At 68.0% G+C, this 24,200-nt stretch carries 24 protein-coding genes; 13 read left to right on the plus strand and 11 right to left on the minus strand.

Annotated features, from left to right (window positions below; genetic code table 11):
* Nucleotides 1-6: 6 nt before the first annotated feature.
* Together EIK80_RS08075 and EIK80_RS26350 are read right to left on the minus strand one after the other, a co-directional pair.
* The gene (locus tag EIK80_RS08075) at nt 7-1,812 is read right to left on the minus strand and encodes an acetolactate synthase 3 large subunit (RefSeq protein WP_125156441.1); all 1,806 of its coding nucleotides are present in this window, start codon (nt 1,810-1,812) and stop codon (nt 7-9) included.
* Between the two features lie 113 nt (nt 1,813-1,925).
* On the minus strand, nt 1,926-1,973 hold the full coding sequence (locus EIK80_RS26350) for a hypothetical protein (RefSeq protein WP_175582080.1): 48 nt from the start codon (nt 1,971-1,973) through the stop codon (nt 1,926-1,928).
* Nucleotides 1,974-2,146: 173 nt separating this feature from the next.
* Between EIK80_RS26350 and EIK80_RS08080 the strand changes: the two genes are divergently transcribed.
* Nucleotides 2,147-3,214: a serine hydrolase gene (locus tag EIK80_RS08080; protein ID WP_125156442.1), complete on the plus strand. Its 1,068-nt coding sequence runs from the start codon at nt 2,147-2,149 to the stop codon at nt 3,212-3,214.
* Here EIK80_RS08080 and EIK80_RS08085 read toward each other — a convergent pair.
* Complete coding sequence (locus EIK80_RS08085; protein WP_125156651.1) at nt 3,211-3,705, minus strand: CinA family protein; 495 nt, start codon at nt 3,703-3,705, stop codon at nt 3,211-3,213. The two genes, EIK80_RS08080 and EIK80_RS08085, sit on opposite strands and share 4 nt — an antisense overlap.
* Before the next feature lie 22 nt (nt 3,706-3,727).
* A complete protein-coding gene (gene miaA / locus EIK80_RS08090; protein WP_125156443.1) occupies nt 3,728-4,621 on the minus strand; it encodes a tRNA (adenosine(37)-N6)-dimethylallyltransferase MiaA in 894 nt (297 codons plus the stop codon).
* Between miaA and serB the strand changes: the two genes are divergently transcribed.
* The 3 genes from serB to EIK80_RS08105 all read left to right on the plus strand — a co-directional run bounded on the left by serB (nt 4,602) and on the right by EIK80_RS08105 (nt 7,371).
* Nucleotides 4,602-5,480, plus strand: coding sequence for a phosphoserine phosphatase SerB (gene serB, locus EIK80_RS08095; RefSeq protein ID WP_199743413.1), 879 nt, complete (start codon nt 4,602-4,604; stop codon nt 5,478-5,480). The genes miaA and serB overlap by 20 nt on opposite strands.
* A complete protein-coding gene (locus EIK80_RS08100; RefSeq protein ID WP_125156445.1) occupies nt 5,477-6,157 on the plus strand; it encodes an HAD family phosphatase in 681 nt (226 codons plus the stop codon). The genes serB and EIK80_RS08100 overlap by 4 nt, the downstream gene beginning before the upstream one ends.
* A gap of 107 nt (nt 6,158-6,264) precedes the next feature.
* The gene (locus EIK80_RS08105; RefSeq protein ID WP_125156446.1) at nt 6,265-7,371 is read left to right on the plus strand and encodes an Mrp/NBP35 family ATP-binding protein; all 1,107 of its coding nucleotides are present in this window, start codon (nt 6,265-6,267) and stop codon (nt 7,369-7,371) included.
* Between the two features lie 55 nt (nt 7,372-7,426).
* Here EIK80_RS08105 and EIK80_RS08110 read toward each other — a convergent pair whose 3' ends face one another.
* The 3 genes from EIK80_RS08110 to EIK80_RS08120 form a co-directional block, all read right to left on the minus strand.
* Nucleotides 7,427-8,725: an outer membrane protein transport protein gene (locus EIK80_RS08110; protein WP_125156447.1), complete on the minus strand. Its 1,299-nt coding sequence runs from the start codon at nt 8,723-8,725 to the stop codon at nt 7,427-7,429.
* A gap of 229 nt (nt 8,726-8,954) precedes the next feature.
* Nucleotides 8,955-9,860 carry an SDR family NAD(P)-dependent oxidoreductase gene (locus EIK80_RS08115; RefSeq protein WP_125156448.1) on the minus strand — a complete coding sequence of 302 codons (906 nt, stop codon included), beginning with the start codon at nt 9,858-9,860 and terminating at the stop codon, nt 8,955-8,957.
* Nucleotides 9,861-10,019: 159 nt separating this feature from the next.
* Entirely contained in the window at nt 10,020-10,856 is an 837-nt protein-coding gene (locus tag EIK80_RS08120; RefSeq protein WP_125156449.1) for a helix-turn-helix transcriptional regulator, read from the minus strand.
* A gap of 94 nt (nt 10,857-10,950) precedes the next feature.
* Between EIK80_RS08120 and EIK80_RS08125 the strand changes: the two genes are divergently transcribed.
* Entirely contained in the window at nt 10,951-11,817 is an 867-nt protein-coding gene (locus tag EIK80_RS08125; protein ID WP_125156450.1) for an SDR family oxidoreductase, read from the plus strand.
* Between the two features lie 121 nt (nt 11,818-11,938).
* On the opposite strand, the gene EIK80_RS08130 is transcribed toward EIK80_RS08125, so the two are convergent.
* From EIK80_RS08130 to EIK80_RS08140, 3 genes are read right to left on the minus strand one after another with little or no spacing between them, the layout of a single operon-like run.
* Nucleotides 11,939-12,946 (minus strand): HlyD family secretion protein, encoded by a 1,008-nt coding sequence (locus EIK80_RS08130; RefSeq protein WP_125156451.1) that lies wholly within the window; start codon nt 12,944-12,946, stop codon nt 11,939-11,941.
* A gap of 20 nt (nt 12,947-12,966) precedes the next feature.
* A complete protein-coding gene (locus EIK80_RS08135; RefSeq protein WP_125156452.1) occupies nt 12,967-13,716 on the minus strand; it encodes an ABC transporter ATP-binding protein in 750 nt (249 codons plus the stop codon).
* On the minus strand, nt 13,713-14,927 hold the full coding sequence (locus tag EIK80_RS08140) for an ABC transporter permease (RefSeq protein ID WP_125156453.1): 1,215 nt from the start codon (nt 14,925-14,927) through the stop codon (nt 13,713-13,715). Before EIK80_RS08140 ends, EIK80_RS08135 begins: the two co-directional genes overlap by 4 nt.
* A 183-nt stretch (nt 14,928-15,110) precedes the next feature.
* Here EIK80_RS08140 and EIK80_RS08145 point away from each other — a divergent pair, with 183 nt between their 5' ends.
* From EIK80_RS08145 to EIK80_RS08160, 4 genes are all read left to right on the plus strand, one after another.
* Nucleotides 15,111-17,186, plus strand: coding sequence for a S46 family peptidase (locus EIK80_RS08145; protein ID WP_125156454.1), 2,076 nt, complete (start codon nt 15,111-15,113; stop codon nt 17,184-17,186).
* Between the two features lie 197 nt (nt 17,187-17,383).
* Nucleotides 17,384-18,301, plus strand: a complete 918-nt coding sequence (locus EIK80_RS08150) for an EF-hand domain-containing protein (protein ID WP_125156455.1) — start codon at nt 17,384-17,386, stop codon at nt 18,299-18,301.
* A gap of 205 nt (nt 18,302-18,506) precedes the next feature.
* The gene (locus EIK80_RS08155; protein ID WP_125156456.1) at nt 18,507-19,787 is read left to right on the plus strand and encodes a NupC/NupG family nucleoside CNT transporter; all 1,281 of its coding nucleotides are present in this window, start codon (nt 18,507-18,509) and stop codon (nt 19,785-19,787) included.
* A gap of 68 nt (nt 19,788-19,855) precedes the next feature.
* Nucleotides 19,856-20,494: a glutathione S-transferase family protein gene (locus EIK80_RS08160; RefSeq protein WP_125156457.1), complete on the plus strand. Its 639-nt coding sequence runs from the start codon at nt 19,856-19,858 to the stop codon at nt 20,492-20,494.
* Here the strand turns inward: EIK80_RS08160 and EIK80_RS08165 are convergent.
* On the minus strand, nt 20,478-20,933 hold the full coding sequence (locus EIK80_RS08165) for a PaaI family thioesterase (RefSeq protein WP_125156458.1): 456 nt from the start codon (nt 20,931-20,933) through the stop codon (nt 20,478-20,480). The genes EIK80_RS08160 and EIK80_RS08165 overlap by 17 nt on opposite strands.
* Before the next feature lie 121 nt (nt 20,934-21,054).
* On the opposite strand from EIK80_RS08165, the gene EIK80_RS08170 reads away from it, so the two are divergent.
* Genes EIK80_RS08170 through EIK80_RS08185 form a run of 4 tightly spaced genes read left to right on the plus strand, consistent with a single transcriptional unit; the run spans nt 21,055 to nt 24,158 of the window.
* Complete coding sequence (locus tag EIK80_RS08170; protein ID WP_125156459.1) at nt 21,055-21,357, plus strand: DUF3253 domain-containing protein; 303 nt, start codon at nt 21,055-21,057, stop codon at nt 21,355-21,357.
* Between the two features lie 40 nt (nt 21,358-21,397).
* Nucleotides 21,398-21,982, plus strand: coding sequence for a uracil-DNA glycosylase family protein (locus tag EIK80_RS08175; RefSeq protein ID WP_125156460.1), 585 nt, complete (start codon nt 21,398-21,400; stop codon nt 21,980-21,982).
* A complete protein-coding gene (locus EIK80_RS08180; protein WP_125156461.1) occupies nt 21,979-23,037 on the plus strand; it encodes an alpha/beta hydrolase in 1,059 nt (352 codons plus the stop codon). The genes EIK80_RS08175 and EIK80_RS08180 overlap by 4 nt, the downstream gene beginning before the upstream one ends.
* Nucleotides 23,038-23,096: 59 nt before the next feature.
* Nucleotides 23,097-24,158 carry a Glu/Leu/Phe/Val dehydrogenase gene (locus EIK80_RS08185; protein ID WP_125156462.1) on the plus strand — a complete coding sequence of 354 codons (1,062 nt, stop codon included), beginning with the start codon at nt 23,097-23,099 and terminating at the stop codon, nt 24,156-24,158.
* Nucleotides 24,159-24,200 lie beyond the last annotated feature (42 nt).

Consider the following 24,200-nt stretch of genomic DNA (forward strand, 5'->3'; position numbering starts at 1 on the left):
CGTACCTTAAACCAGCCCCGCGCCGGCCTCGCCGATGACGTTGCCGATATCCTCGACCTCGCCCATGATCATCTCGTTATGGGCCTTGCCCGAGGGGATCATCGGCAGGCAGTTCTCGTGCTTCTCGACGCGGCAGTCGAAGATCACCGCCTTGTCGCTGTTGATCATCTCCAGGATCTTGCCGTCCAGCTCGGCCGGATCCGAGCAGCGGATGCCGTGGGCGCCATAGGCCTCGGCCAGCTTCACGAAGTCGGGCAGGCTGTCGGAATAGGAGTGGCTGTAGCGCTCGCCGTGCAGCAGCTGCTGCCACTGGCGGACCATGCCCATCCACTCATTGTTCAGGATGAAGATCTTGACCGGCAGGTCGAACTGGATCGCGGTCGACAGCTCCTGGATGCACATCTGGATCGAGGCCTCGCCGGCGATATCGACGACCAGGCTGTTCGGGTGCGCCAGCTGCACGCCCAGGGCGGCGGGCAGGCCGTAGCCCATGGTGCCCAGGCCGCCGGAGGTCATCCAGCGGTTCGGTTCCTCGAAGCGGAAGAACTGCGCCGCCCACATCTGGTGCTGGCCGACCTCGGTGGTGATGTAGACGTCCTTGTCCTTGGTCAGCTCGTACAGGCGCTGGATGGCGTACTGCGGCTTGATGACCGTGTCGGACGCCCGGTACTTCAGGCATTCGCGGGCGCGCCACTGGTCGATCTGGGCCCACCAGTCGGTCAGGGCGACCTTGTTCGGCTGCAGGTTCGCGGCCTTCCAGGCGGCGATCAGGTCTTCCAGCACCGAAGCCGCGTCGCCGACGATCGGCAGTTCGACGCGCACGTTCTTGTTGATCGACGACGGATCGATGTCGATGTGGATCTTCTTCGATCCCGGCGAGAAGGCGTCCAGGCGACCGGTGACGCGGTCGTCGAAGCGAGCGCCGACGCAGATCATGACGTCGCAGTCGTGCATGGCGTTGTTGGCCTCGAACGTGCCGTGCATGCCCAGCATGCCCAGCCACGCCGGATCGGCGGCCGGGAAGGCGCCCAGGCCCATCAGGGTCGAGGTGACGGGGGCGCCGGTCAGGGCCTGGAACTCGCGCAGCGCCTCGCTGGCCCTGGGACCGGCGTTGATCACCCCGCCGCCGGTGTAGAAGATCGGCCGGCGCGCGCCGGCGATCATCTTGACGGCCTCGGCGACGCGGCTGGCGTCGGCCTTGGTGCGCGGCGAATAGGCATGGGTCGACTTGATCTCGGTCGGGCCGAAGTACTCGCCCTTGGCGAACTGGACGTCCTTGGGAATGTCGATCAGCACTGGGCCCGGACGGCCGGTGGTGGCGATCTTGAAGGCTTCGTGGATGATCTGCGGCAGGTCGCGGACGTCTTTGACCAGGTAGTTGTGCTTGGTGCACGAGCGCGTCATGCCGACGGTGTCGGCTTCCTGGAAAGCGTCGGTGCCGATCAGGTGCGTGGGAACCTGGCCGGTGATGACGACCATCGGGATCGAGTCCATCAGGGCGTCCATGATGCCGGTGATGGCGTTGGTCGCGCCGGGGCCCGAGGTGACCAGAACGACGCCCGGCTTGCCCGAGCTGCGGGCGTAGCCCTCGGCGGCGTGGGTCGCGCCCTGCTCGTGCCGGACCAGGATGTGCTGCAGGCGCGGTTCATGGAACAGCGCGTCATAGATCGGCAGGACCGCGCCGCCCGGATAGCCGAAGAGAACCTCGACGCCCTGGTCCACGAGGCCGCGAACCACGATCTCGGCGCCGGTCATGGCGCGATCGATGGTGTCGGCGGGAGCTTGGCTCTCGATGGTTTGATGGGCGGTCATGGGAGAGGTCCGAGTGGGGAAGGGGCGGGAAACTGAACTGGAGGGAAGCGGAAAAGAAAAAAGGTCCCGAAGGACCTTTGCGCGCGCGACCGAGCTACGACGTGACTTCTAGGTCACCCCGCGAACGGCCGCTCCATAAGTACGGTCATGGTTTTGCGCACGAGTCTTGCTCCAAAGCTACGGAATGGGTCATGACATGCGCCCGTTGGAGCGTCAAGGCGCTCTTTGCCGCAAGGTTGTGCCTTTTTCGGTGGCGTGATCTTACCGTAGTTTCACGTGACATGGGCAGTTTTTCCCTCCCACGTTGGCGCTCCTGCAACGGAGGAGCGCATCGGTGTTCGGACGGCGTGAATTTCTGGCGGGCGCGGCGGCGCTCGGTTTGGTCGGAAAGGCGGGCGCCAGCGTGCTTACGGGCGGCGCGGCGGACCGCGCGGTCGACGCGTTCCTCAAAACTCAGCCGTTCCAGGGCGTGGTGCTGATCGGCCGGGCCGGCAAGCCGATTTACGCCCGGACGGTCGGGTTCGCCGAGATCGAAGCCAGGAAGCCGGCCGCGCTGGACACGCCCTACGTCATCGCCTCGATCTCCAAATGGCTAACCTCGACCGCGCTGCTGAAGCTGGTCGAGGCGGGCAAGCTGGATCTGGACGCGCCCATCTCGACCTGGCTGCCCGACTACCGCGCCGACACCGGAACCAAGGTCAAGCTTCGCCACCTGATGACCAACATCAGCGGCGTGCCGAATGGCTTCGCGACGTGGACCAAGGCCAATCCCGATCCCGACCTGTTCCAAAAGACCTTCACGACCGCCGAGGCGGTGAAGCTGTGGTGCTCGGGCGATCTGATCTTCGAGCCGGGGACGCGCTTCGACTATGTTCTGACCAACTGGATCCTCATCACCGCGATCATCGAGACGGTCACGGGCGAGGCCTACGCCCAGGCGATGAGCGAGCTGGTGCTGGGGCCGCTGGGTCTGACCCGGACCACGCCGACCGATCCGGCGAACATGGCCGTATCGTATCGGACGCTGGAGCCCCTGACGCGACAGCGCAATGACCGTTTCCCATTCATGGCCGCCAGCGGCGGCTATGTCAGCACGGCGGGCGACCTCTTGAAGGCCGCGCACGCGATCCTCGATGGCGGCTTCCTGGCGCCCGCCAGCAAGAAGGCGCTGCTGACCGTGGGCTGGCCGGACCAGGATTACGCCCTGGGCGGTCGGGTGAAGAGCCTGTTCGCCGACGGCATGCCGCGCGTCTTCGCCTGGGAGACGGGCCGGGCGGCCGGCTATCGCTCGGTGCTGGGCCACCGCTTCGATGACCAGACCACCGTCGTGCTGCTCAACAACACCAGCATTTCCCAGAAGGCGATGGACGACTTCGCCTACAGTCTGTTCGGGACGGTCTAGGCTTCCAGCGTTTCCAGCGTCTGGGCCAGGAACCCGAGCGCCGCCGCGGCGAAGGCTTGCATGTTGGCGGCGCGCTGGTCGCTGCCGGTTTCCACCGTCGTGCTGACAGACACCTCTTCGCCGACCACGGCCATGCAGCAGTGGCCCGGCGCATCGCCATAGCGGTTGCCGTCAGGACCCGCCGCGCCAGTTTCCGACAGGGCCCAGGTCGCCTTCAGGTTCTTGCGGGCCACGCGGGCCAGCATCACCGCATAGGGCTCGCTGGCCGAGCGCAGGCCGTCCATGGCCTTCTGCGGGATATCCATCAGGGTAAGGCGAGCGCGAGCGGTATAGACGACGGCCCCGCCGACATAGAATTTCGAGGCCCCCGGCACGGCCAGCAGCGCCGCCGAGATCAGACCGCCGGCCGAAGACTCGGCGATGGCGATCGTCTCGCCTCGGGCGATCAGAAGCGCGGCGACGCGTTCGGCGAGGGCGTGGAGGTCGGACATCATGCTTCTTTCGTAGGGACCATCACGGAGCGCTTATGCGCTCCCAGTCCGGCGTCTGGTTGCGGAACCAGGTCAGCTGGCGCTTGGCGTAGCGGCGGGTTTCCTGGCGGGCGGCGTCGAGGGCCTGCTCCAGCGTGGTCTCGCCGCGCAGATGGGCGGCGAACTCGCGATAGCCGACGGCCTTGAGGGCGGGGAGGGACGGATCCAGGCCTCGCGCCTCCATGGCCCGCACCTCGTCCAGGGCGCCTTGCTCGACCATGGCCGACAGGCGCGCATCGCAGCGGGCATAGAGTTCGGCGCGGGGCGGATCGAGGACGCGGCCCTCCCATGTTCCAGGCTTCAGCGCCGGCTTGGTGTCGGTCTGCCACGAGGTCAGAGACTTGCCGGTGGCCACGGCCACGGCGTGGGCGCGGACCAGCCGCTGGCGGTCGCCGACCTCGATGCGCGCCTCGGCCTCGGGGTCGAGGGGCTTCAGAATCTCGCGAAACGCTTCCTCGCCCCGGGCGGCGTAGAGCAGGCCGGAGATCTCGCGCTGGGTCTCGGGCACGGGCGGCACGTCGGCCAGGCCATGGGTCAGGGCGCGGAAATAGAGGCCAGTGCCGCCGACCACGATGACAGGATTGCCGCGCGCTTCGATCTCGGCGATCGCCGTGGTCGCCGCCTCCAGCCAGCGGCCGACCGACCAGCCGACGGCGGCGTCGGCCACCTCGAACAGGTGATGCGGCGCCTTGGTCTTCTCTTCTGGAGACGGGCCCGCGGTCAGCACACGCAGCCCCGCGTAGATCTGCATGGAGTCGGCGTTGACGATCTCGGCCCCGGTCCACTCGGCCAATTGCAGCGCGTGGGCGGACTTGCCGCTTGCGGTCGGGCCCGCGATCAGCCAGATGCGGGGCGCGATGTCCGAACTCTCCACCATTCCGACCGTCCTCACCGTCGTGGGGGCAGACCCCGACGCCTATGCACAAGCCGTTTCGCGCGTCGAAGCCAGGCTGTCCAGCCGTCGCGAGGACTTGGGGCCGCTGGCCGCCGACTTCTTCGTCGAAAGCGGCGACTTACCGTCGCTCAAGGCCGACCTGGCGAACCTGCCGGTCGACTTCGCGGTCCAGCCCGTCGCGAACCGCAGAAAGCGTCTGCTGATCGCCGACATGGACTCGACAATCATCAACGTCGAGTGCCTGGACGAGCTGGCCGACTTCGCCGGCGTCAAGGCGCAGGTCTCCGAGATCACCGAGCGCGCCATGCGCGGCGAGCTGGCCTTCGAAGGCGCCCTGCGCGAGCGGGTCGGCATGCTGAAGGGTCTGGGCGTCGAGGCGCTGCAGAGCTGCTACGACCAGCGGGTCCGGCTGAACCCCGGCGCGGAGATCCTGGTCCGCACCATGGCCAAGCACGGCGCGCGCTGCGCCCTGGTCTCGGGCGGCTTCACCTTCTTCACCAGCCGGGTGGCGAAGGCCGCGGGCTTCCACCTGAACCGCGCCAACACCTTGATCGAGCTGAACGGCGCGCTGACCGGCCACGTCGGCGATCCGATCCTGGGCAAGGAAGCCAAGCTGGCCGCCCTCAACGCGGAAACGGCGGCTCTGGGTCTGACCCCGGCCGACGCCCTGGCCGTGGGCGACGGCGCCAACGACCTGGCGATGATCGAGGCCGCGGGCCTGGGCGTGGCCTATCGCGCCAAGCCGATCGTGGCGGCCCAGGCGGACGCCAAGGTCGACCATACCGACCTGACCACCTTGCTCTACTTCCAGGGCTACAGGACCGAGGAGTTCCATCAGTGAGCTTTCCCCGTCGCGTGGAGGCCGTCGTCTTCGACATGGACGGCCTGCTGCTGGACACCGAGATTGTCTACCGCGCCGCCATGATCGAGGCCGGATCCGTCTTTGGCGTCCACTTCACCGGCGAGACCTACGCGGCCATGGTGGGCAAGACGACGCCCGAGTGCGGCCTCATGCTGCGCGACCTCTATGGCGATGAATTTCCGGTCCAGGCCTATTTCGAGCGGGTCTGGGCGGATGTCGAGGACCTGCTGGCGGCCGAAACCAGGCTGAAGGCCGGAGTGATCGAAATCCTCGACTATCTGGACGACCAGGGCCTGCCGCGCGGCATCGCCACCTCGAACGGCATGATCGCGGTCGAAAAATATCTGGGCCGCTTCGACCTGCTGCGCCGTTTCAACGCGGTGGTCGCCCACCAGGACGTCACCCGGCACAAGCCGAACCCGGATCCTTATCTGCTGGCCGCCGAGCGCCTCGGCGTCGATCCTGCCCACTGCCTGGCGCTGGAGGACAGCCACCCGGGCGTCCGCGCCGCCCACGCGGCCGGCATGATGACGGTGATGGTTCCCGACATCCTCGACCCGAACGAGGAGATGCACGACAAGTGCGTGCACATCGCCGACAGCCTGCACCACGTGCTGGACCTGCTGAAGGCGTCGGTCGAGGAGATGGCGGCCTAGCGCTCGGGCGCGACGGCGGGACGTCGTCACGCGTTACGCGGCGCTACGCACTTGTAAAGGCGGGCGGTCGCGCGGATATCAGGCTCTCCCAACCGGAGGCCTCGCCCGTGACCGCTACCCTCGACGACGCTCGCGTGGCGCTGGACCGCATCGCCGACCCGGCGAGCGGGCAGGGTCTGGTCGCCGCCGGCCTGGTGCAGGGCCTGGTGGTCCGCAACGGCCGCGCCGGCTTCATGCTGGAGGTCCCGGCCAGCCAGGCCGCCGCCTACGCCCCGGTCCGCGAGGCCGCCGAGAAGGCCTTGGCCGCCCTGCCGGGCGTGGAGCAGGCCCAGGTCGTGCTGACCGCTCAGGCCGTCGAGGGCGCGACCCGGGTGCGCAAGGGCGCCAAGATCAGCGAAGATCCGCAGGCTCGCGTGGTCCCGCCGCCGGAAGCCGAGAAGCCCGCCCACGTCCGCCACGTGATCGCCGTGGCCTCGGGCAAGGGCGGGGTGGGCAAGTCCACCGTCTCGACCAATCTCGCCGTCGCCTTCGCCAGGATGGGCCTGCGCGTGGGGCTGCTGGACGCCGACATCTACGGCCCTTCCGCCCCCAAGATGATGGGCGTCGATGGGGATCCGCTGTTCGAGAACGAGAAGCTGCAGCCGCTGGAAGCCCACGGCGTCAAGCTGATGTCGATCGGCTTCATCGTCGACGAGGGCAAGGCGATGATCTGGCGCGGGCCCATGGCCTCTTCGGCCGTCCGCCAGATGATCCACGACGTGGCCTGGGGCTCGGAAGCCCAGCCGCTGGACGTGCTGGTGGTCGACCTGCCGCCCGGCACCGGCGACGTCCAGCTGACCCTGGTCCAGAAGCTGCGGATCGACGGCGTGGTGCTGGTCACGACGCCGCAGGAAATCGCCCTGATCGACGCCCGCCGCGCGGCCTCGATGTTCCAGAAGACCGCCACCCCGATCCTGGGCCTGATCGAGAACATGGCCTTCTTCCCCGATCCCTCGACCGGCGCGCCGATCCCGATCTTTGGCGAGGGCGGCGGCGTCGCCGAGGCCGAGCGCCTGGGCGTGCCGCTCCTGGGCCGCGTGCCGATCGAGATCGCCGTCCGCCTGGGCGGAGACGAGGGCGTTCCGGCGGTGATTTCCGAACCCAAGGGTCAGGCGGCCGAGGTTTTCGTCGCAGCGGCGAAGACGCTGTGGGCGACGGTCAGCCACCAGCCATGAAAAAGCCCGCCCGGATCGCTCCGGGCGGGCTTCTCTTTTCAGCGGTGCGTCAGCCTTAGAAGCTGAAGCGGGCGCCGGTCGCCAGCACAACGGCCGAGCCGGTGACGTCGCCATTCAGGCGGACGGTCGAGCTGGTCGCCGTCACGTCGGTGCGGTTGATCTTGCTGTCATCGAAGCTGATGTAGCTGATCGCGGCGTCCAGCTTGATGTTGTCGGTCGCGGCCCAGGTGGCGCCGGCGGCGTACATCATGCGGTCGCCGTCCGGCACGCGGGCGGTGCGGCCGACGTCCGGCGTCGGGGTCGGGTCGTACTGGACGCCGGCCCGCAGGGTCAGGCGCGGCGAGGCCTGGTAGTCGACGCCGGCGGCGTAGGTGGTGACGTTCTTGTAGTTCTGGACGCTGGTCGAGGCGCCGCCCGGGAAGGTGACGCGGATGGCGTCAAACTCTTTCCAGCCGACGCGGCTGACCGAGGCGTTCAGGGTCCACTGGTCGTTCACCGCCCAGCGGGCGCCGACATTGGCGATCCAGGGCAGTGTGATCTTGGCCTGGCCGTCGACCGAGAAGTTGTTGGCGGCCGGGATCGGGGCCAGCAGGCCGCCGACCGTCACGGTGCCGTCCAGCTTCTGGTCGATCTTGCTGCGATAGCTGGCGCCGATGGTCAGGGCCTTGCTCGGGTGGATCTGCGCGCCCACCGTGTAGCCATAGGCCCAGCCGTCGCCCTTCAGCGACTGCGAGCCATCGGCCTGCAGCGGCGAGATGTTCGGCAGGGCGTTGGTCAGCTTGGCGTCGGCGTAGAGGGCGGTGACGCCCACGCCCAGGTCGATCATGTCGTTGACGCGATAGGCGACGACGCCGTCGACATTGACCGTGCGCAGTTGCGACTTCAGGGCGTCGTAGCGCGTCCAGCTGTCGGCGTTGTACTCGGTGGTGAAGTTGTACGGCGCGGCGACCGAGACGCCGAAGGCCAGCTTGTCGTTGACGCGGAACGCGACGCCCGCGTTCGGCACGATGCCGTCGTTGATTGGGTCATAGGCGGTGTTGGCGCCGCCGATCGGGGTGGTCAGGCCTGCCGGCGGAACCGGACGGGTGATGGTCGAACCGGTGTTGGTGACCTTGGAGTCCACCTGGATCATGTTCAGGCCGATATAGCCTTCGTTGCGCTGGATGCCGGCGATGGAAGCCGGGTTCCACCACAGGCTGCCGACGCCCTTGTCGGCGACTTCGCCCGAATAGGCGCGGCCGGTGCCGCGAACCGATTGTTCCTGGAGGTAGAAGGCCGAAGCGGAGGCCTGGGACGCGGCGGCGAGCGCCAGCAGAGCGACGCCGGCGGCGAGGCTGGTACGCGAGAGAGACATTTTGACGTGCGACCTTCTTGGGGGGGAAGAGGCTCGCCGAACGCTTGTTGGGCGCTCGAGGAGCGCCGCGTTTAACGCATCTGTTCAAATACCGTTGCTATAAATTGTCCAGAACATGAATTTTGTCAGTTTTGATAAAGATACGGGGCCGCGAAGGCCCCGTATCAATCGTCGTTATGTCAAAAATCCGCGCGTGACTTGGTGAGAAAGCGGCAATGCTTATGCCAATTTAGCCGCCGGCCATCTTCCGGAAGAACTTCTGGCCCTGCTCGCCGCCGTTGAAGTAGGCCTTCTGGCCGTCCTCGGCGGTGATCTTGTCCCAGTTGTCGCGGACCTCCTCGGCCGACAGGCCGTCCTCGCCCAGATAGACGCCCTCGGTCTCGTAGATGCGCGACAGGGCGAAGGCGCCGGCGCCGGCGGTCAGGATCGCGCCGGTGGGCGCCTCTTCCGAGCACAGATAGACGACGCCCGGGGTGACATATTCCGGCGCCAGCTTGGCCAGCACTTCCGGCGGCATCAGGCCCTCGGTCATGCGGGTGGCCGCAACCGGGCTGATGGCGTTGATCTTAACGTCGTTCTTGGCGCCCTCGAGCTTGAGGGTGTTCATCAGGCCCAGCACCGCCATCTTGGCCGCGCCGTAGTTGCTCTGGCCGAAGTTGCCGTACATGCCCGAAGACGAGGTGGTCACGACGATGCGGCCGTAGTTCTGGGCCTTCATGATGTCCCAGACCGCCTTGATCGGCTTGAAGGTGCCGAACACGTGCACCTGCATGACCAGCTCGAAGTCGGCCAGCTCCATCTTGGTCAGGGTCTTGTCGCGCAGGATGCCGGCGTTGGCGACCAGGATGTCGATGCGGCCCCACTTGTCCATGGCCGTCTGGACCATGTTCGCCACGCCCGCGTCATCCGTCACCGAAGCGCCGTGGGCGATGGCTTCGCCGCCGAACGCCTCGATCTCCGCGACCACCTTCTGGGCCGCCTCGGACGAGCCGCCCGAGCCGTCGACGCTGCCGCCCAGGTCGTTGACCACGACCTTGGCGCCGCGCCGCGCCAGCTCCAGGGCGTGCTGCCGGCCAAGGCCGCCACCGGCGCCCGTCACGATCGCCACCTTGCCGTCGAAGCGGATGTCCGCCATGCCCAAGTCTCCCTCAAACGCATGTTTGGTTTGACGCGTTTGTGCGGCGCGGGAGGAGGGGCGTCAAGGGGAGCCCTCCCTCGCATTAAATTGGCTGCATTCGATAGGTCGAACCTTGGAGATGGGCGCGCCTATCCTCGACCCTTGGGGGAAGTCGGCTCAACCCGCCGCCACCAACGCCCGCACCCGCTCGAACTCTTCCGGCGTCGCCGGAGTGTAGACGATCATCCCCAGGTCCGGCCGGCCGTCGATCGCGAAGGCGGAGTATTCGAAGGCGATCTGGCCCAGGGCCGGGTGGCGAAGGTGTTTGACGCCATCGCCGTAGTAGCGGACGTCGTTTTCCGCCCACATGGCCGCGAAGTCGGGACTGCGCCGGCTGAGTTCGTCGACCAAGGCGTTGACCGAGGTCTCGGCCCCCGCCCCGGCGCGCGCGACATCGGCGCGGAAGGCGGCGACCACGAAGCGGGCCACGTGCTCCCATTCCTCGTTGAGCGCCCGGGACCGCGGATCGCAGAAGATGCGCCGCAGGATATTGCGCTCCTCGACCGGCAGATCGCCGTAGTTGGCCAACACCACGGTGGCGGCGCGGTTCCAGGCCACGACATCCCAGGTCAGGGTCTTGATCATGGCCGGGCTGGGGTCCAGCGCGTCGAGCACCCGCTGCAGGCGCGGCGACACGCCTTCGGCCTGGCGGTAGCGGACCTCCGGCGGTCGACCCAGGCCCAGCAGGAACAGGTGCTCGCGCTCGACTTCGGTCAACATCAAAGCGCGGGCGATGCGGTCCAGAACGTCGGCCGACGGACCTCCGCCGCGACCCTGTTCAAGCCAGGTGTACCAGGTGGCGCTGATGTGGGCGCGCTGGGCGACCTCCTCGCGGCGCAGGCCCGGCGTGCGGCGGCGCGGGCTGGAAAAGCCCAGGGCGGCGGCGTCCAGTCGGGCCCGGCGATCACGCAGATAGGCGCCGAGCTTGTTTTCGCCGAGGAGGGGCGCGTTCATCCTGTTAGGCCTTATACCTGTATAATCTCACTACTTTAACAGGATAATATTAGCGCGCAGGCTGACCGAAGTGAAATCCTTCGAGGTCTCTCCCATGCGTGTTTTCGTCACCGGCGCCACCGGATTCGTCGGCTCGGCCGTCGTCCAGGAGTTGATCGCCCACGGGCATCGGGTTCTGGGTTTGTCGCGCTCCGACGCCGGCGCAGGCCAGCTGGAAGCGGCCGGGGCCGAGGTCGCGCGCGGCACGCTCGATGACCACGACGTCCTGGCCCGCGCCGCGGCCGGCTGTGACGGCGTGATCCACACCGCGTTCAATCATGACTTCTCGAAGTTCGCCGAAAACGCTCGGCAGGACCGCCGCGCCATCGAGGTCCTGGGCGGCGCGCTGGAAGGCACGACCAAGCCGATCCTGGTGACCTCCGGAACGGCCATGCTGGCGCAAGGCCGCGTCGCGACCGAGGCGGACCGGCCGTCGGGCCCGTCGCCGCGCATGTCGGAAAGCGGGGCCGATGACCTGGTCGCGAAGGGGGTTCGCGCCTCGGTCGTTCGTCTCGCGCCGACGACGCACGGCGCGGGCGACCACGGCTTCGTGCCGATGCTGATCGCTCTGGCCCGCGAAAAGGGCGTGGCGGCCTATATCGGCGAGGGAAACAACCGGTGGTCGGCTGTCCATCGTTCGGACGCCGCCCGCCTCTACCGTCTCGCCATCGAGCGCGGTGCGGGCGGCGAGCGCTATCACGCCGTCGCCGAGGAGGCCGTCCTGTTCAAGGACATCGCCGCCGCGATCGGGAAGGGCCTGTCCCTTCCCGTCGAAAGCCGCCCTAGCGAGCATTTCGGCTGGTTCGCCATGTTCGCCGGCATGGACGCGGCGACCTCGGCCGCCTGGACACGCGAGGCCTTGGGTTGGACGCCCATCGGCCCGAGCCTGGCCGAGGACCTGGAGAACGCCGCCTACTTCTAGGTCGGCGAACCTCCGACGGGGACGTGGCCGCACCTCGAAGCGCGACGGGCGCTGCTTAAAAGACCCTCTTGGATTCCCTCTCCGCCGGAAAGGGAATCCTTTGGGACCGCCCGCCTCCGTCCTAGGCCTTCTTCTTCGTCATTCCGCCGGCCACCGGCTGGGTCGGCTTGTCGCGCTTCACGCCAGCCTTCTGGCCGGGCTTCATGAACTTCACCAGCACGCGCTGGCCGACCAGGAAGGGGGCGCTGTCGGCGCTGACCACGACCTCGACGACGCGTTCGTCGCTGCGCTGGCTGGGGTCATCCGAGGCCAGCTTGCGGGCGCCGAACACGCGGGCGGTGCGCAGGACCTTGCCGACATAGGTCTTGTCGGGATCGCCTTCCGGCTGGATCTCGACTTCCTGGCCGGGGGTCACGTTGGGGATGTCGGCCTCGACGATCTCGGCGCGGACGATGCGCTGGGTGTTGGGCTCAAGGTCGAACATCGAGGTGACGTTCAGGGTCGAGGCGCCGGCGCCCGGATTGGCGTAGCGGCGGGCGATGCGGCCATTGGCCGGCGCGCGGATCACCGTCAGCTCCTGCTGGTACCTCGACTGGCTGAGCTGGGCGCCGGCGACCTGGATCGCGGCCGACTGGGCGCCGATATTGGCGTTGGCCTGCGAGATCGCGTCCTGGGCGGCGTCGAGCTTCTGGGCGGCGACGTAGTTCGAGGCGGCCAGGCCTTGCAGGCGCTTGTACTCGCGCTGGGCCGTTCGCAGCTGCACCTGATACAGCGCCAGCTGGGCCCGGGCCGAGGCGAGGTTGGCCGTGGCCGTCTGGGCGGCCAGGCGCGGCTCGTCGTCTTCCTGCTTGGCCAGGGGCTGGCCGGCGACGACCTGGTCGCCTTCCTGGACGTAGACCTCGCGGACGATGCCCTGGCGGCGCGCGGCCACCTGGATCACGCCGCCCTCGACGTCGGCCTTGCCCTGGGCGATGGCCGCGTAGGGGGAGGGCTCCTCCTGGGCGGCGGCGGCTTCGAGCTTCTTCTTCTTCTCGGCCGCCTGGCCCTTCATGTAGAAGAAGCCGCCGCCGAGCAGTACGACGACAACGATGGCGATCCAGAAGGCGGGTCGGCGCAGAAACGCGGGCATTCTAAGGTTCCCCCAGGAAATCAGTGGCTGAGCGACGCGGGATTGGCGTCGGGCGTTCTACGCACGTCGTCCAGGATCCGGCCGTCTTCGATGTGGATGACGCGGTCGGCATAGGCCTCGAGCCGCGGGTCGTGGGTCACGCAGATCACCGCCGCGCCGCGCTCGGTGGCGGCCGCGCGCAGCAGCTTGATCACGATCTCGCCGCTCTTGCCGTCGAGGGCCGAGGTCGGTTCGTCCGCGAAGATCAGGTTCGGGTTCTTGGCCAGTGCGCGGGCGATGGCCACGCGCTGCTTCTCGCCGCCCGACAGTTCCGAGGGGCGCTGGTTGACGCGCGGGCCCAGGCCCACGGACTCCAGCGCCGCCTGAGCGCGGCGCGCGGCCTCGCCGGGACCGACGTCCTGGTACTTCAGGACCGTCATCACCTGCTGCTTGGCCGTCAGGGCCGGGAACAGGTTGAAGCCCTGGAAGATGAAGCCGCAGTGGTCGAGGCGGAACTTGTCGATCTTGCCTTTCGGCAGGGCCCACAGGTCCTTGGCCTCCAAGGCCGAGACCTTGCCCTCGTCGGGCATCAAGAGGCCGGAGAGCGCGGCGACCAGGGTCGACTTGCCCGAGCCAGAGGGGCCCATGACCATGGTCACGTCGCCGTGCTTGGCGTCGAAGTCCACGCCCTTGAGCACCTCGATGAAGGTCCGGCCGGTCTTGAACCGCTTGACCAGACCCTTGGCGGTGAGCGCGCTCTGGCCGCGCTTGTGGCTGTGATCGTTGCTCATCGCAGCAGGTCCGCCGGCTGGCTGTTCTTGAGGATGCCCAGCGACAGGAAGCCGGAGAGCATGGCGATGACGATCAGGAACACGGCGACGATGATCACCAGCGTCGGCGGGAAATACATCGGCACGCCGCCGGCCACGGCCAGCAGCGAGACCAGCCAGGTCAGCAGGCCCGCGGCCAGCACCCCGACGATGCCGACCCAGAAGGATAGCTCCATGACGATGTTGCGCAGGTCGCCCATCGAGACGCCCAGGGCGCGCAGGGAGGCGAACTCCTTGATGTTGGCCATGATCGCGCCGCGCAGGGTCTGCCAGGTGATGGCCACGCCGATCAGCAGGCCCAGGAAGGCCGAGAAGCCCAGCATGATGCCGATGATCTGGTCGTCCAGCATGGCGCCGGAATTGGCGTCGGCCAGCTCCTGGCGGGTCCAGGCGCGGAACTTGCCGTCGGCCTTCTTGTTGAGCTGGGCCGCGACGATCTCGGCGCGCGAGGGATCCTGGATCTCGACCATCAGCGGGCCGACGCGCTGGCCGGTGTCGGCCTCGCCCAGCATCCGCAGGGTGTCGCGCGACATTACCAGGGTAGGCTGGATGATGTTCGGATAGCCGCGGGTGACGACGGCGATATTGATGGTCTTGCCATTATAGAGGGCCTTGTCGCCCTTCTTGACGCCCAGGCGCTTGAGGGCCGTCTCGTCCACCGCCACGGCGTAGGGGCGGCGCAGGGCCTCGATCATCGACTGGGTGTAGTCGGTGGGCACGGTCACATAGCCGGGGATCGCGTCGATCACCGTGACGTTGACGAACTCGCTCTTGCGGGCCGAGCCGCCAGCGCCGCCGCCACCCTTGCCCTTACCCTTGCCGGCCTTCTTGGCGCGGGCCTCTTCCTTGGCCTGCTGCTCGGGGCTGAGGATGTTCTGGAAGCGGCCGCCGGAGCCGTCCAGCGGCGCCACCTGGGTGACCTCGGGATGGCTGTAGACCAGCGGGATCATGCGGCGCGGCAGGCCCGATGGGCCGCCGAACAGCGCCTTGGCGCCCGGGCCCAGCACCATGATGTCGGCGCGCGCGCGGTCGATCTGGGCGGTGAAGCCCTTGCCGATGCCGACGAACATGCCGACCTGCGCCAGGACGAGAAGGCCCGAGAAGGCGAGGGCGACCACGGCCGCCATGTAACGACGCCACTCATAGAGAAGAGTGGCCAAGGCCAACGACATTCGGACTCTAGCTCCCCCAAACCGACGGTTGCAGCAATGAACGGCGATCACCGAGCGGCCAAGTTAAATCGGGGTAAGGCGGCGTTGCGGGCATGAAATATTGTACAGGTGCGCGGAAGGAGGCTGGCTAGTCCCCGGCGCCGGCGTTAAGCGGCAAGGGAGAGTGCAGCGACCCACGGGTTCATGACGGTTCTTCGTACAGCGTCCGCCCATATCAGCGTCCTGGCCCTTGCGCTGGCCGCGACGGGATCGGCGCGGGCGGACGAGGGGATGTGGACCTTCGACAAGGTCCCGGTCGAGGCGATCCGACAGGCCTATGGCGTCGTCTTGGACCAGGTCTGGCTGGACGCCGCCCAGGCCGCGGCGGTGCGGCTGACCAATGGCTGCTCGGGTGGGATCGTCAGTCCCGAGGGCCTCGTCGCCACCAACGCCCACTGCGTCGCCGACTGCGCCCAGGCCCTCTCGGACGACGGCAGCGACCACGTCAAGGACGGCGTCCTGACCGACGGGCGCGAGGACGAGCGCAAATGCGCCGGCCTGCGGGCCGAGGTGCTGCTGACGATCACCGACGTGACCGACCAGGTGCGGGCGGCGGTGGAGGGCAAGGGCGGCCGCGACTTCGTCCAGGCCCGAGAGGGCGCTTTGGCGCTCGCCGAACTGGCCGCCTGCGGCCAGGACCAGAGCCTGCGCTGCCAGGCGATCAGCTTTTTCCGGGGCGGCCAGTACAAGGTCTACAAGTACCGGCGCTACGACGACGTGCGCCTGGTCTTCGCGCCGGAAAGGGCCTCGGCGGCTTTCGGCGGCGACCCCGACAACTACAACTTCCCCCGCTACGCGCTCGATGCGGCGTTCGTGCGGCTCTATGCCGACGGCCAACCGGCCGCGACGCCGGGCTTCCTGCATTTGCGGACCAGCGCCCCGGTCGAGGGCGAGCCGACCTTCGTGGTCGGCAATCCCGGCGCGACCGACCGGCAGCTGACGGTTTCCCAGCTGGAGACCCAGCGCGACCTCGTCCTGCCGATGCAGCAGCTGCAACGGGCCGAACTGCGCGGCCGCCTGATCCAGCTACGTCAACAGGACGACGATCACGCTCGCGCCGCGGCGCAAGGCCTGGCCTGGGTCGAGAACGGCTACAAGGCGGGGCTGGGCAAGCAGGCCGCGCTTAACGACCAGGCCTTCTTGGCCGCCAAGCGCGCGGCCGAGGACGCCTTGCGCGCCAAGGTGGCCGCCGATCCGAAACTGGCGGCGGAGACCGGCGCGGCCTGGGACCAGATCGCCGAGGCTCAAGCCCAGGCGGCCGAGCTCTATCCGGCCTGGCGGATGCTGGAGAGCGGGGCGGGCGGCGGTTCGGATCTCTTCTACTATGCCCGCCTGCTGGTCCAGGCGGCGCAGGAGCGGACCAAGCCCAACGCCTCGCGGCTGCCCGAATACGCCGACAGCCGCCTGCCGATGATCGAACGCAGGCTGGCCGACCTGCCGCCGGTCGATCCGGTGCTGGAGCGGGTCTATCTGGAGCACTGGCTGCTGAAGACCCGCGAGGTCCTGACCGTCGACGCGCCGCAGGTCCGGGCCCTGCTGGGCCATGAGAGCCCCGAAGCCATCGCCGAACGCCTAGCCGAAAGCCGGCTCGGCGATCCGGCCGTGCGTGAGGCGCTGTGGACAGGCGGGCTGGAAGCCATCGAGGCCTCGGACGACCCGTTGATCCAGTTCGTCCGCCGCGTCGATCCGCTGGCCCGCGCGGCCCGCGCCGCCTACGAGGCCGAGGTCTCGGGACCGGTCGACAAGGCGGCGGAGAAGATCGCCCGAGCCCGTTTCGCCGTGCTGGGCGACGCGGTCTATCCGGACGCCACCTTCTCGCTGCGCCTGTCCTTTGGCCAGGTCGCCGGTTGGCGCGAGCAGGGGCGGGCGGTTGCGGCCGTCACCACCTTCGCAGGCTTCTACGACCGCATCACCGGCGCCGAACCGTTCGCCGCCGCCCCGCGCTGGCTCGACGCCAAGGACGATCTGAAATCCGGCACGGTGTTCGACTTCGTCAGCACCAACGACATCATCGGCGGCAATTCCGGCTCGCCGGTGTTGGACGCCAAGGGGCGGATGCTCGGCTTGGCCTTCGATGGCAACATCCATTCGCTTGGCGGCGCTTACGGCTACGACGGAACCAAGAACCGGACGGTGTCGGTGTCGTCCGCGGCCATCGTCGAGGCGCTGACGAAGGTCTACGACCGCACGGCCCTGGTCCGCGAACTGACTGGTCCGTAGCACGCGCTCCGCGCGAGCCGTAAAAGCTTGTCTCGCGCAGGCCGTGCAGCGTTAACCTTGCCAGCGAAATGCCTCATGTCTTAACTGCAACATGCTGAAAACTGGACTGTTTCTCGCGTGATCTCTCGGGCGTCGACACGCGGCGCGGAGGAAGGGGCTCGCCCACGCAGGCGGCCTCCCTACAGAGGGTGAGCACTATGACCGTAACCAGCGCTGGCTCATCGACGAGTCTGGCCCAGCTTCGCCAACTGCAGCAGGCGGCCTTCAAGACGGCGGACGCTGACGGCGATGGGCAGCTTTCGCTGACCGAATTCCAGTCCATCGGGCAAAATGTGCAGGGGGCGGAAGGCGAGAAGGGCCCACCGCCGATGCGCGGGAGCGGCGGCCCCGGCCAACATTTCAAGGGCGACACGCTTTCGTCGCTGCTTTCGACCCAGTCGGTCGACGACCTGACCAGCTCACTGATGAAGGCCGGCGACGCCGACGGCGACGGCAAGATGAGCGCCAGCGAACTCTCCTCGGCCCTCGCCGCCAACGCCCCTGAAGGTGCGAAGGGCGAGGGGATCGAGGACAAGATGGCGTCGGACATCATGTCGGCCCTCGACACCGACGGCGACGGCAATCTGTCGTCGAGCGAGATCTCATCGGCGATCACCACGGCCGCCGCGAACCAGTCGTCCACCCAGGCGACGCGCGGCGCGCAAGGCCACCACCACGGTCCGCCCCCCTCCGGCGGCGCGGAGGGGGCGTCGGCTTCGAGCGGCGTGTTCGAGAGTCTCGACACCAACCAGGACGGCACGGTCTCGGCCGAGGAACTGGCCGCCGCCAACAGCAGCGACAGTGCGAACGGAACCAGCGCCGCCTCCGACCTGATCAAGACCGCTGATCAGGACGGCGACGGGACGCTGAGCGGCGGCGAGTTCGCCGCCATGCTCGAGCAGGGCAAGTCGACGGGGACCGACGCGTCCTCGACCCTGGCCAGCCTGATCTCCGGTTCCACGGCCGCCGCCGACCTGATGCAGAAGCTGCTGGCCCAGCTGGACGCGGCGATGACGACCTCGTCCGCGTCGTCGAGCGGCGGTTCGGTCAGCGGCGGCACGAACGTGACCGCCTAGAACTCCAGCTTGCCATCCTGGATGGCCCGTCGGGACCGTCTGGGATGGCGAGATGAGTTAGTAAGTGGCTTCTGACTTAGGCAATCGACTCCTTCCTTAACAAACCTTCCCGAACCTGCTTGCGTGCGACGGCGGAGTTGGTGTCATTCTTCGCCCCTTGATCGGCGTCGCGGGGGCGTCGCCTCTTTTTAAGGTTGTCGTCTTGATGTTCCGTCCCGAGAACGTTCAGGCCCTGGCGGGTCTGGCGCTCACTTTGGGCCTCTGCTGGCTCGTTTCCGAGAATCGCAAGCGATTCCCTTGGGTTCTGGCGATCGCCGCCCTTGTCGTGCAGGTGCTTTTGGTGGTGGTGCTGTTCGGCCTGCCCCAGGCGCGCCAGCTGCTGCAGGGCGTCAACGGGGCCGTCGAGGGATTGGCCAGCTCGACTCAGGCCGGCACCGCCTTCGTGTTCGGCTTCCTGGCCGGCGGCGACCAGCCATATCCGGTCAGCAATCCGGGCGCGGGCTTCATCTTCGCCTTCCGCGTCATGCCGGTGATCCTGGTGGTCTGCGCCCTGTCGGCGCTGCTATGGCACTGGAAGATCCTGAAGTGGCTGGCCCAGGGCTTCGGCTTCATCTTCCAGAAGACGCTGGGCCTGCGCGGACCGCCGGCCCTGGCGACCGCCGCAACCATCTTCATGGGCCAGATCGAAGGCCCGATCTTCATTCGCGCGTATCTCGACAAGCTGAGCCGCTCGGAACTCTTCATGCTGATCACAGTCGGCATGGCCTGCGTCTCGGGCTCGACCATGGTCGCCTACGCCACCATCCTGGCCGGCGTGCTGCCCAACGCCGCCGCCCACGTGCTGACCGCCTCGATCATCTCCGCCCCGGCCGGCGTGCTGCTGGCGCGCATCATCGTGCCGTCCGACCCGATGGAGAAGGGCGCCGACCTGGATCTTTCGGTCGAGGACAAGACCTACGGCTCCTCGATCGACGCGGTGATGAAGGGCACCACCGACGGCCTGCAGATCGCGCTGAACGTCGGCGCGACCCTGATCGTCTTCGTCGCCCTGGCCACCATGGTCGACAAGATCCTGGGCGCCATGCCGATGGTCGGCGGTCAGCCGATGAGCATTGCGCGCGGCCTGGGCGTGGTCTTCTCGCCGCTGGCCTGGTCGATGGGCGTGCCCTGGAAGGAAGCCGGCGCGGCCGGCGGCCTGCTGGGCGTCAAGCTGATCCTCACCGAGTTCACCGCCTTCATCCAGCTGGCCAAGGTCGGCGGCGCTGCGCTGGACGAGCGCACGCGCATGATCATGACCTATGCGCTGTGCGGCTTCGCCAACATCGGCTCGGTCGGCATGAACGTCGCCGGTTTCTCGGTCCTGGTGCCGCAACGCCGCGCCGAGGTGCTGAGCCTGGTCTGGAAGGCGATGATGGCCGGCTTCCTGGCCACTTGCCTGACCGGCTCCCTGATCGGCCTGATGCCCCGGAGCCTGTTCGGGCTGTAAAAGCTCGCACTTCCGTTCCGCTGCGGAATGAGATCATCCTCCTGGTCAAAAGCCGGGAGGATTTTCTTTTGAAACTCTACGACTGTCTCCGCGCGCCCAATCCTCGGCGTGTCCGCTGGTTCATGGCCGAGAAGGGCATCACCGACATCGAGGTGGTGACGCTGTCGATCATGCGCGGCGAGCACAAGTCGCCTGAATACCGGACGAAGGTTGGCGTGGCCCATATGCCGGCCCTCGAGCTGGACGACGGGACGGTGATCACCGAGTCGGTCGCCATCTGCCGCTACCTGGAAAGTCTGTATCCCGAGCCGAACATGTTCGGGCGCGACGCCCGGGAGGCCGCCGTCATCGAGATGTGGCAGCGGCGCACGGAAATGATGATCGTGACGCCCCTGGCGCTCGCCGTGCGACACACCAACCCCAATATGGCGGCCCTGGAGCAGCAGGTGCGGGAGGTCGGCGAGAACAATCTCGCCGGCGCCAAGCGGGCGCTGAAGTTTCTCGACACGCGACTCGCGGAAAGCCCGTTTATCGGCGGCGAGCGGGTGACCATCGCCGACATCGTCACCGTCACGGGCGTTGACTTCGGCCGGATGATCGACTTCCGACCCGATGAGGATCTGGTCCACGTCAACCGCTGGCTGGCCGAAATGCTGGCGCGCCCCGCCGCGGCCGCCGGGATGCCCGCCCCTAGACCCGCCCCCTGATCTTCTTCACCACGCCCGAGAAGTTCAGCATCGGTCCGGTCCCGGTCGAGATCAGGCCGCGGATGAACAGCAGCGAGCCGCCGGCCTTGATCACTTCGCCCGTCCCGGTGATCAGATCGCCGGGGCGGGCCGGGCCGACGAATTCGCCGTTCAGGCTGACCGTCACCGCGCGGCTGTCGGCCAGTTCCTTCCAGGCGATCGCGAACAGGGAGAAATCGGCGAAGGTCATCATGCAGCCGCCGTGCATGAAGCCGCCGCCGTTCATGTGCTTGGTCTCGGCGCGGAAGGCGGTGGTGGCCCGGCCGTTCTCGTCTTCACGGAAATAGAAGGGGCCAGACTGGTCCTCGAACGGGTCCATGCCCGACCACGTGCTCCAGCCGGCCCAGTCGCCCGCCTGGACGAGGCGCGGGCCGCTCGAGATTTCGTTTCCGCCGTCCATGGCGCATCCCCTCCGCTTGTTCTTATCGCTGTTCAGTTAGAAGGGCGCGGCGCTGGGCGCAAGCGGCCAAGTCCTGTCCACGCTCTCGCCTCTGCTGACAATCCATGGCAAGGGAGCGCTCATGACCTCCCCGATCCAAGACACCATCCTGTCTCAACTGGCGGCGCTGCCCGAAGGCAAGTCGATCGACCCGATGAACGTCGCCAAGGCCATCCAGCCCGAGCGTTGGCAGCAACTGCTGGGCCACGTGCGCACCAACGCCATCGAACTGGCCCGCGAGGGCAAGGTCGTGATCCTGCGCCACAACAAGCCGGTCAATCCGGAGAAATTCCGCGGCGTCTATCGCATCCGCACGCGGCTTGAGGGCGACCCGACCAGCTTCGAGGACAACGTCCCGGACGATATCGAGGGCGACGAAGACTAGTCACGCTTGGCATCCGCAGGCGCGCGCCTAAATCCCGCTGATGCCGCTCGACGAAATCCTGGCCGATATCGCCGCCTGCCGGGCGTGCGCGCCGTACTTGCCGCATGTTCCCCGGCCGGTGACGCGGGTGCGCGCGGAGACCCGCATCCTGATCGCCGGTCAGGCGCCGGGGCGGCTGGTCCACGAGACCGGCCTGCCGTTCAACGATCCTTCCGGCAACCGTCTGCGCCAGTGGATGGGCGTCGACCGCGAGACCTTCTATGGCCGGCCCGAGATCGGCGTGGCGGCCATGGCCTTCTGCTTTCCGGGGACCAATCCCAAGGGCGGCGACTATCCGCCGCCGCCGCGCTGCGCGACGATGTGGCGACCTCGATTGCTGGCGGGCCTGCCGAACGTCGAGCTGACCCTGCTGGTCGGAAGCTACGCCCAGACCTGGGCGCTGCCGGGCCGGACCGGCAAGACCATGACCGAGACCATCGCCCGCTGGCGCGAGTTCGGCCCGAATGTTCTGCCGCTGCCGCATCCTTCGTGGCGCAACACCGCCTGGCTGAAGCGCAATCCCTGGTTCGAGGAGGACGTCGTTCCCTTCCTTCGCCAGCGTGTCGCGGACATTCTGGGGCGATGAACCGCCGCGCCCTGATCCTGACCGCGTCCGCCGCCGTGCTCTCGGCCTGCGCGCCGCTGCGACAAGGGCCAGGCCTTGGACCCCTGGGCTTTCGCGGGCCTCGGATCGAGACCGACGCCTTCGTGAGCTTCGACGGCGCGCGCCTGGGCCTGATGCGCTGGCTGCCGACGGGCGAGCCGGAGTGGGTGATCGTCGCTCTGCACGGCATGAACGACTACTCGAACGCCTTCCACCTGGCCGCCGGCTGGTGGGCGGGGAAGGGGATCGCGACCTACGCCCTGGACGTTCGGGGCTTTGGCCGTTCGCCCGAGCGCGGCGTCTGGGCGCCGACCGAACTGGTGCTGGACGACGTCCGGGCCCTGGTGACGGTCGTGCGCGAGCGTCATCCGGGGGCGAAGGTCGCCCTGGCTGGCGTCAGCATGGGCGGCGCTCTGGCGGTCAGCGCCATGGCCTCCGACAATCCGCCGCCGGTCGACAAGCTGATGCTGTTCGCCCCGGCCGTTTGGGGCTGGTCGAACCAGCCGCTGCCCAACCGCATGAGCCTTTGGGTCACCGCGCACGTGCTGGGCCAGTGGGTGGTCAAGCCGCCGGACTGGCTGGTCCGCAACGTCATGGCCTCGGACAATATCGACGAGCTGCGTCGCATGGGTCGCGACCCGCTGATGATCTGGGGTGCGCGGTCCGACACCATCTACGGCCTAGTCGGGCTGATGGAGCGGGCCTGGAAGTCGACGGGCGCGATCAATGTCCCGGTCGCGTGGTTCTACGGCGCCAACGACCACATCATCCCGCGCGAACCGACGGTCGAGGCCGTGGGTCGCCTGAAGCCGGGCGCGCGGACGGCCTACTACGCCAAGGGCTATCACCTGCTGCTGGTCGACCGGCAGGCCGCCAATGTCTGGGGCGACGCCGAGGCCTTCCTGCGCGACGCGCCGGGGCCTTGGCCGCCTTCGGGCGCGCCGCCCATTCCGTCCAGCGTGACGGAGATGGCGGCGTTGGATCCGCCCAAGCCGGCCAAACGCAAGACTCCCTCGCGTCGGTCTTCGGGGTTGTGAGGCGGGGCGAGGGGGCGTAAAGCCGCCACGTTCATTCTGGCATAGGCGAGACCGACGGCATGACCTTGTTCGATTCCCCCGATTTCGAGGGACATGAAGGCGTCCACGCTTTCTTCGATGAAAAAACTGGTCTGAAGTCGATTGTCGCGATCCACTCGACCGCGCGCGGCCCGGCCGCCGGCGGTTGCCGCATGTGGGACTATTCCAGCGCCGACGCCGCCGTGACCGACGCCCTGCGCCTGTCGCGCGGCATGTCGTACAAGAACGCCATGGCCGAGCTCGATCTGGGCGGCGGCAAGGCCGTGATCATCGGCGACAGCCGCAGCCAGAAGACCCCGGAACTCTTCGAGGCCTTCGGCCGTGCGGTCGACAGCCTGAACGGCAAGTACTGGACCGCCGAGGACGTCGGCGTCTCGCCGGCCGACCTGGAAAGCACCCGCAAGACCACCCGCTTCGTCGCCGGCCTGGAAGGTCACGCCGCCGCCTCGGGCGACCCGTCGCCGGTCACCGCCGAGGGCGTGTTCCGCGGCGTGCGGCTGTGCGTCGAGCGCGCCCTGAACCGTGATCTCAAGGGCGTCCGCGTCGCCATCCAGGGCGTTGGCCATGTCGGCGGCTATCTGGCGGAAAAGCTGCACGCCGCCGGCGCGATCCTGACCATCGCCGACGTCAACCAGGCGGCCCTGAACGCGGTCGCCGCCAAGACCGGCGCGACGATCGTGCCGACCGACGCCATCTTCGACGTCGAGGCTGACGTCTTCGCGCCCTGCGCCTTGGGCGGGGCGATCTCGGCGGCGACCTTGCCGCGCTTGAAGGCCGGGATCATCGCCGGCGCGGCCAACAACCAGCTGGCCGACGCCATGATCGGCCAGGCCGTGTTCGATCGCGGCGTGCTCTACGCCCCCGACTACGTCATCAACGGCGGCGGCATCATCAACGTGGCCGCCGAGATCCGGGGCCTGGAAGCGGGCGCCGCCTTCGACGGCGACTGGGTGGCGGCCAAGCTGGACCGCCTGGCCCAGACCCTGGCCGAGGTCATCGACCAGTCGATCGCCGAGAAACGCCCGGCCAACCTGGTCGCCGACGAGATCGCCCGCGCGCGCATCGCGGCGGCGCGCGGCTAAACCACGACCTCGCGCGTTCTCCATGGAAGCTGACCCATGGAG

The organism is Caulobacter sp. 602-1 (assembly GCF_003931565.1).
Classification (GTDB): domain Bacteria; phylum Pseudomonadota; class Alphaproteobacteria; order Caulobacterales; family Caulobacteraceae; genus Caulobacter.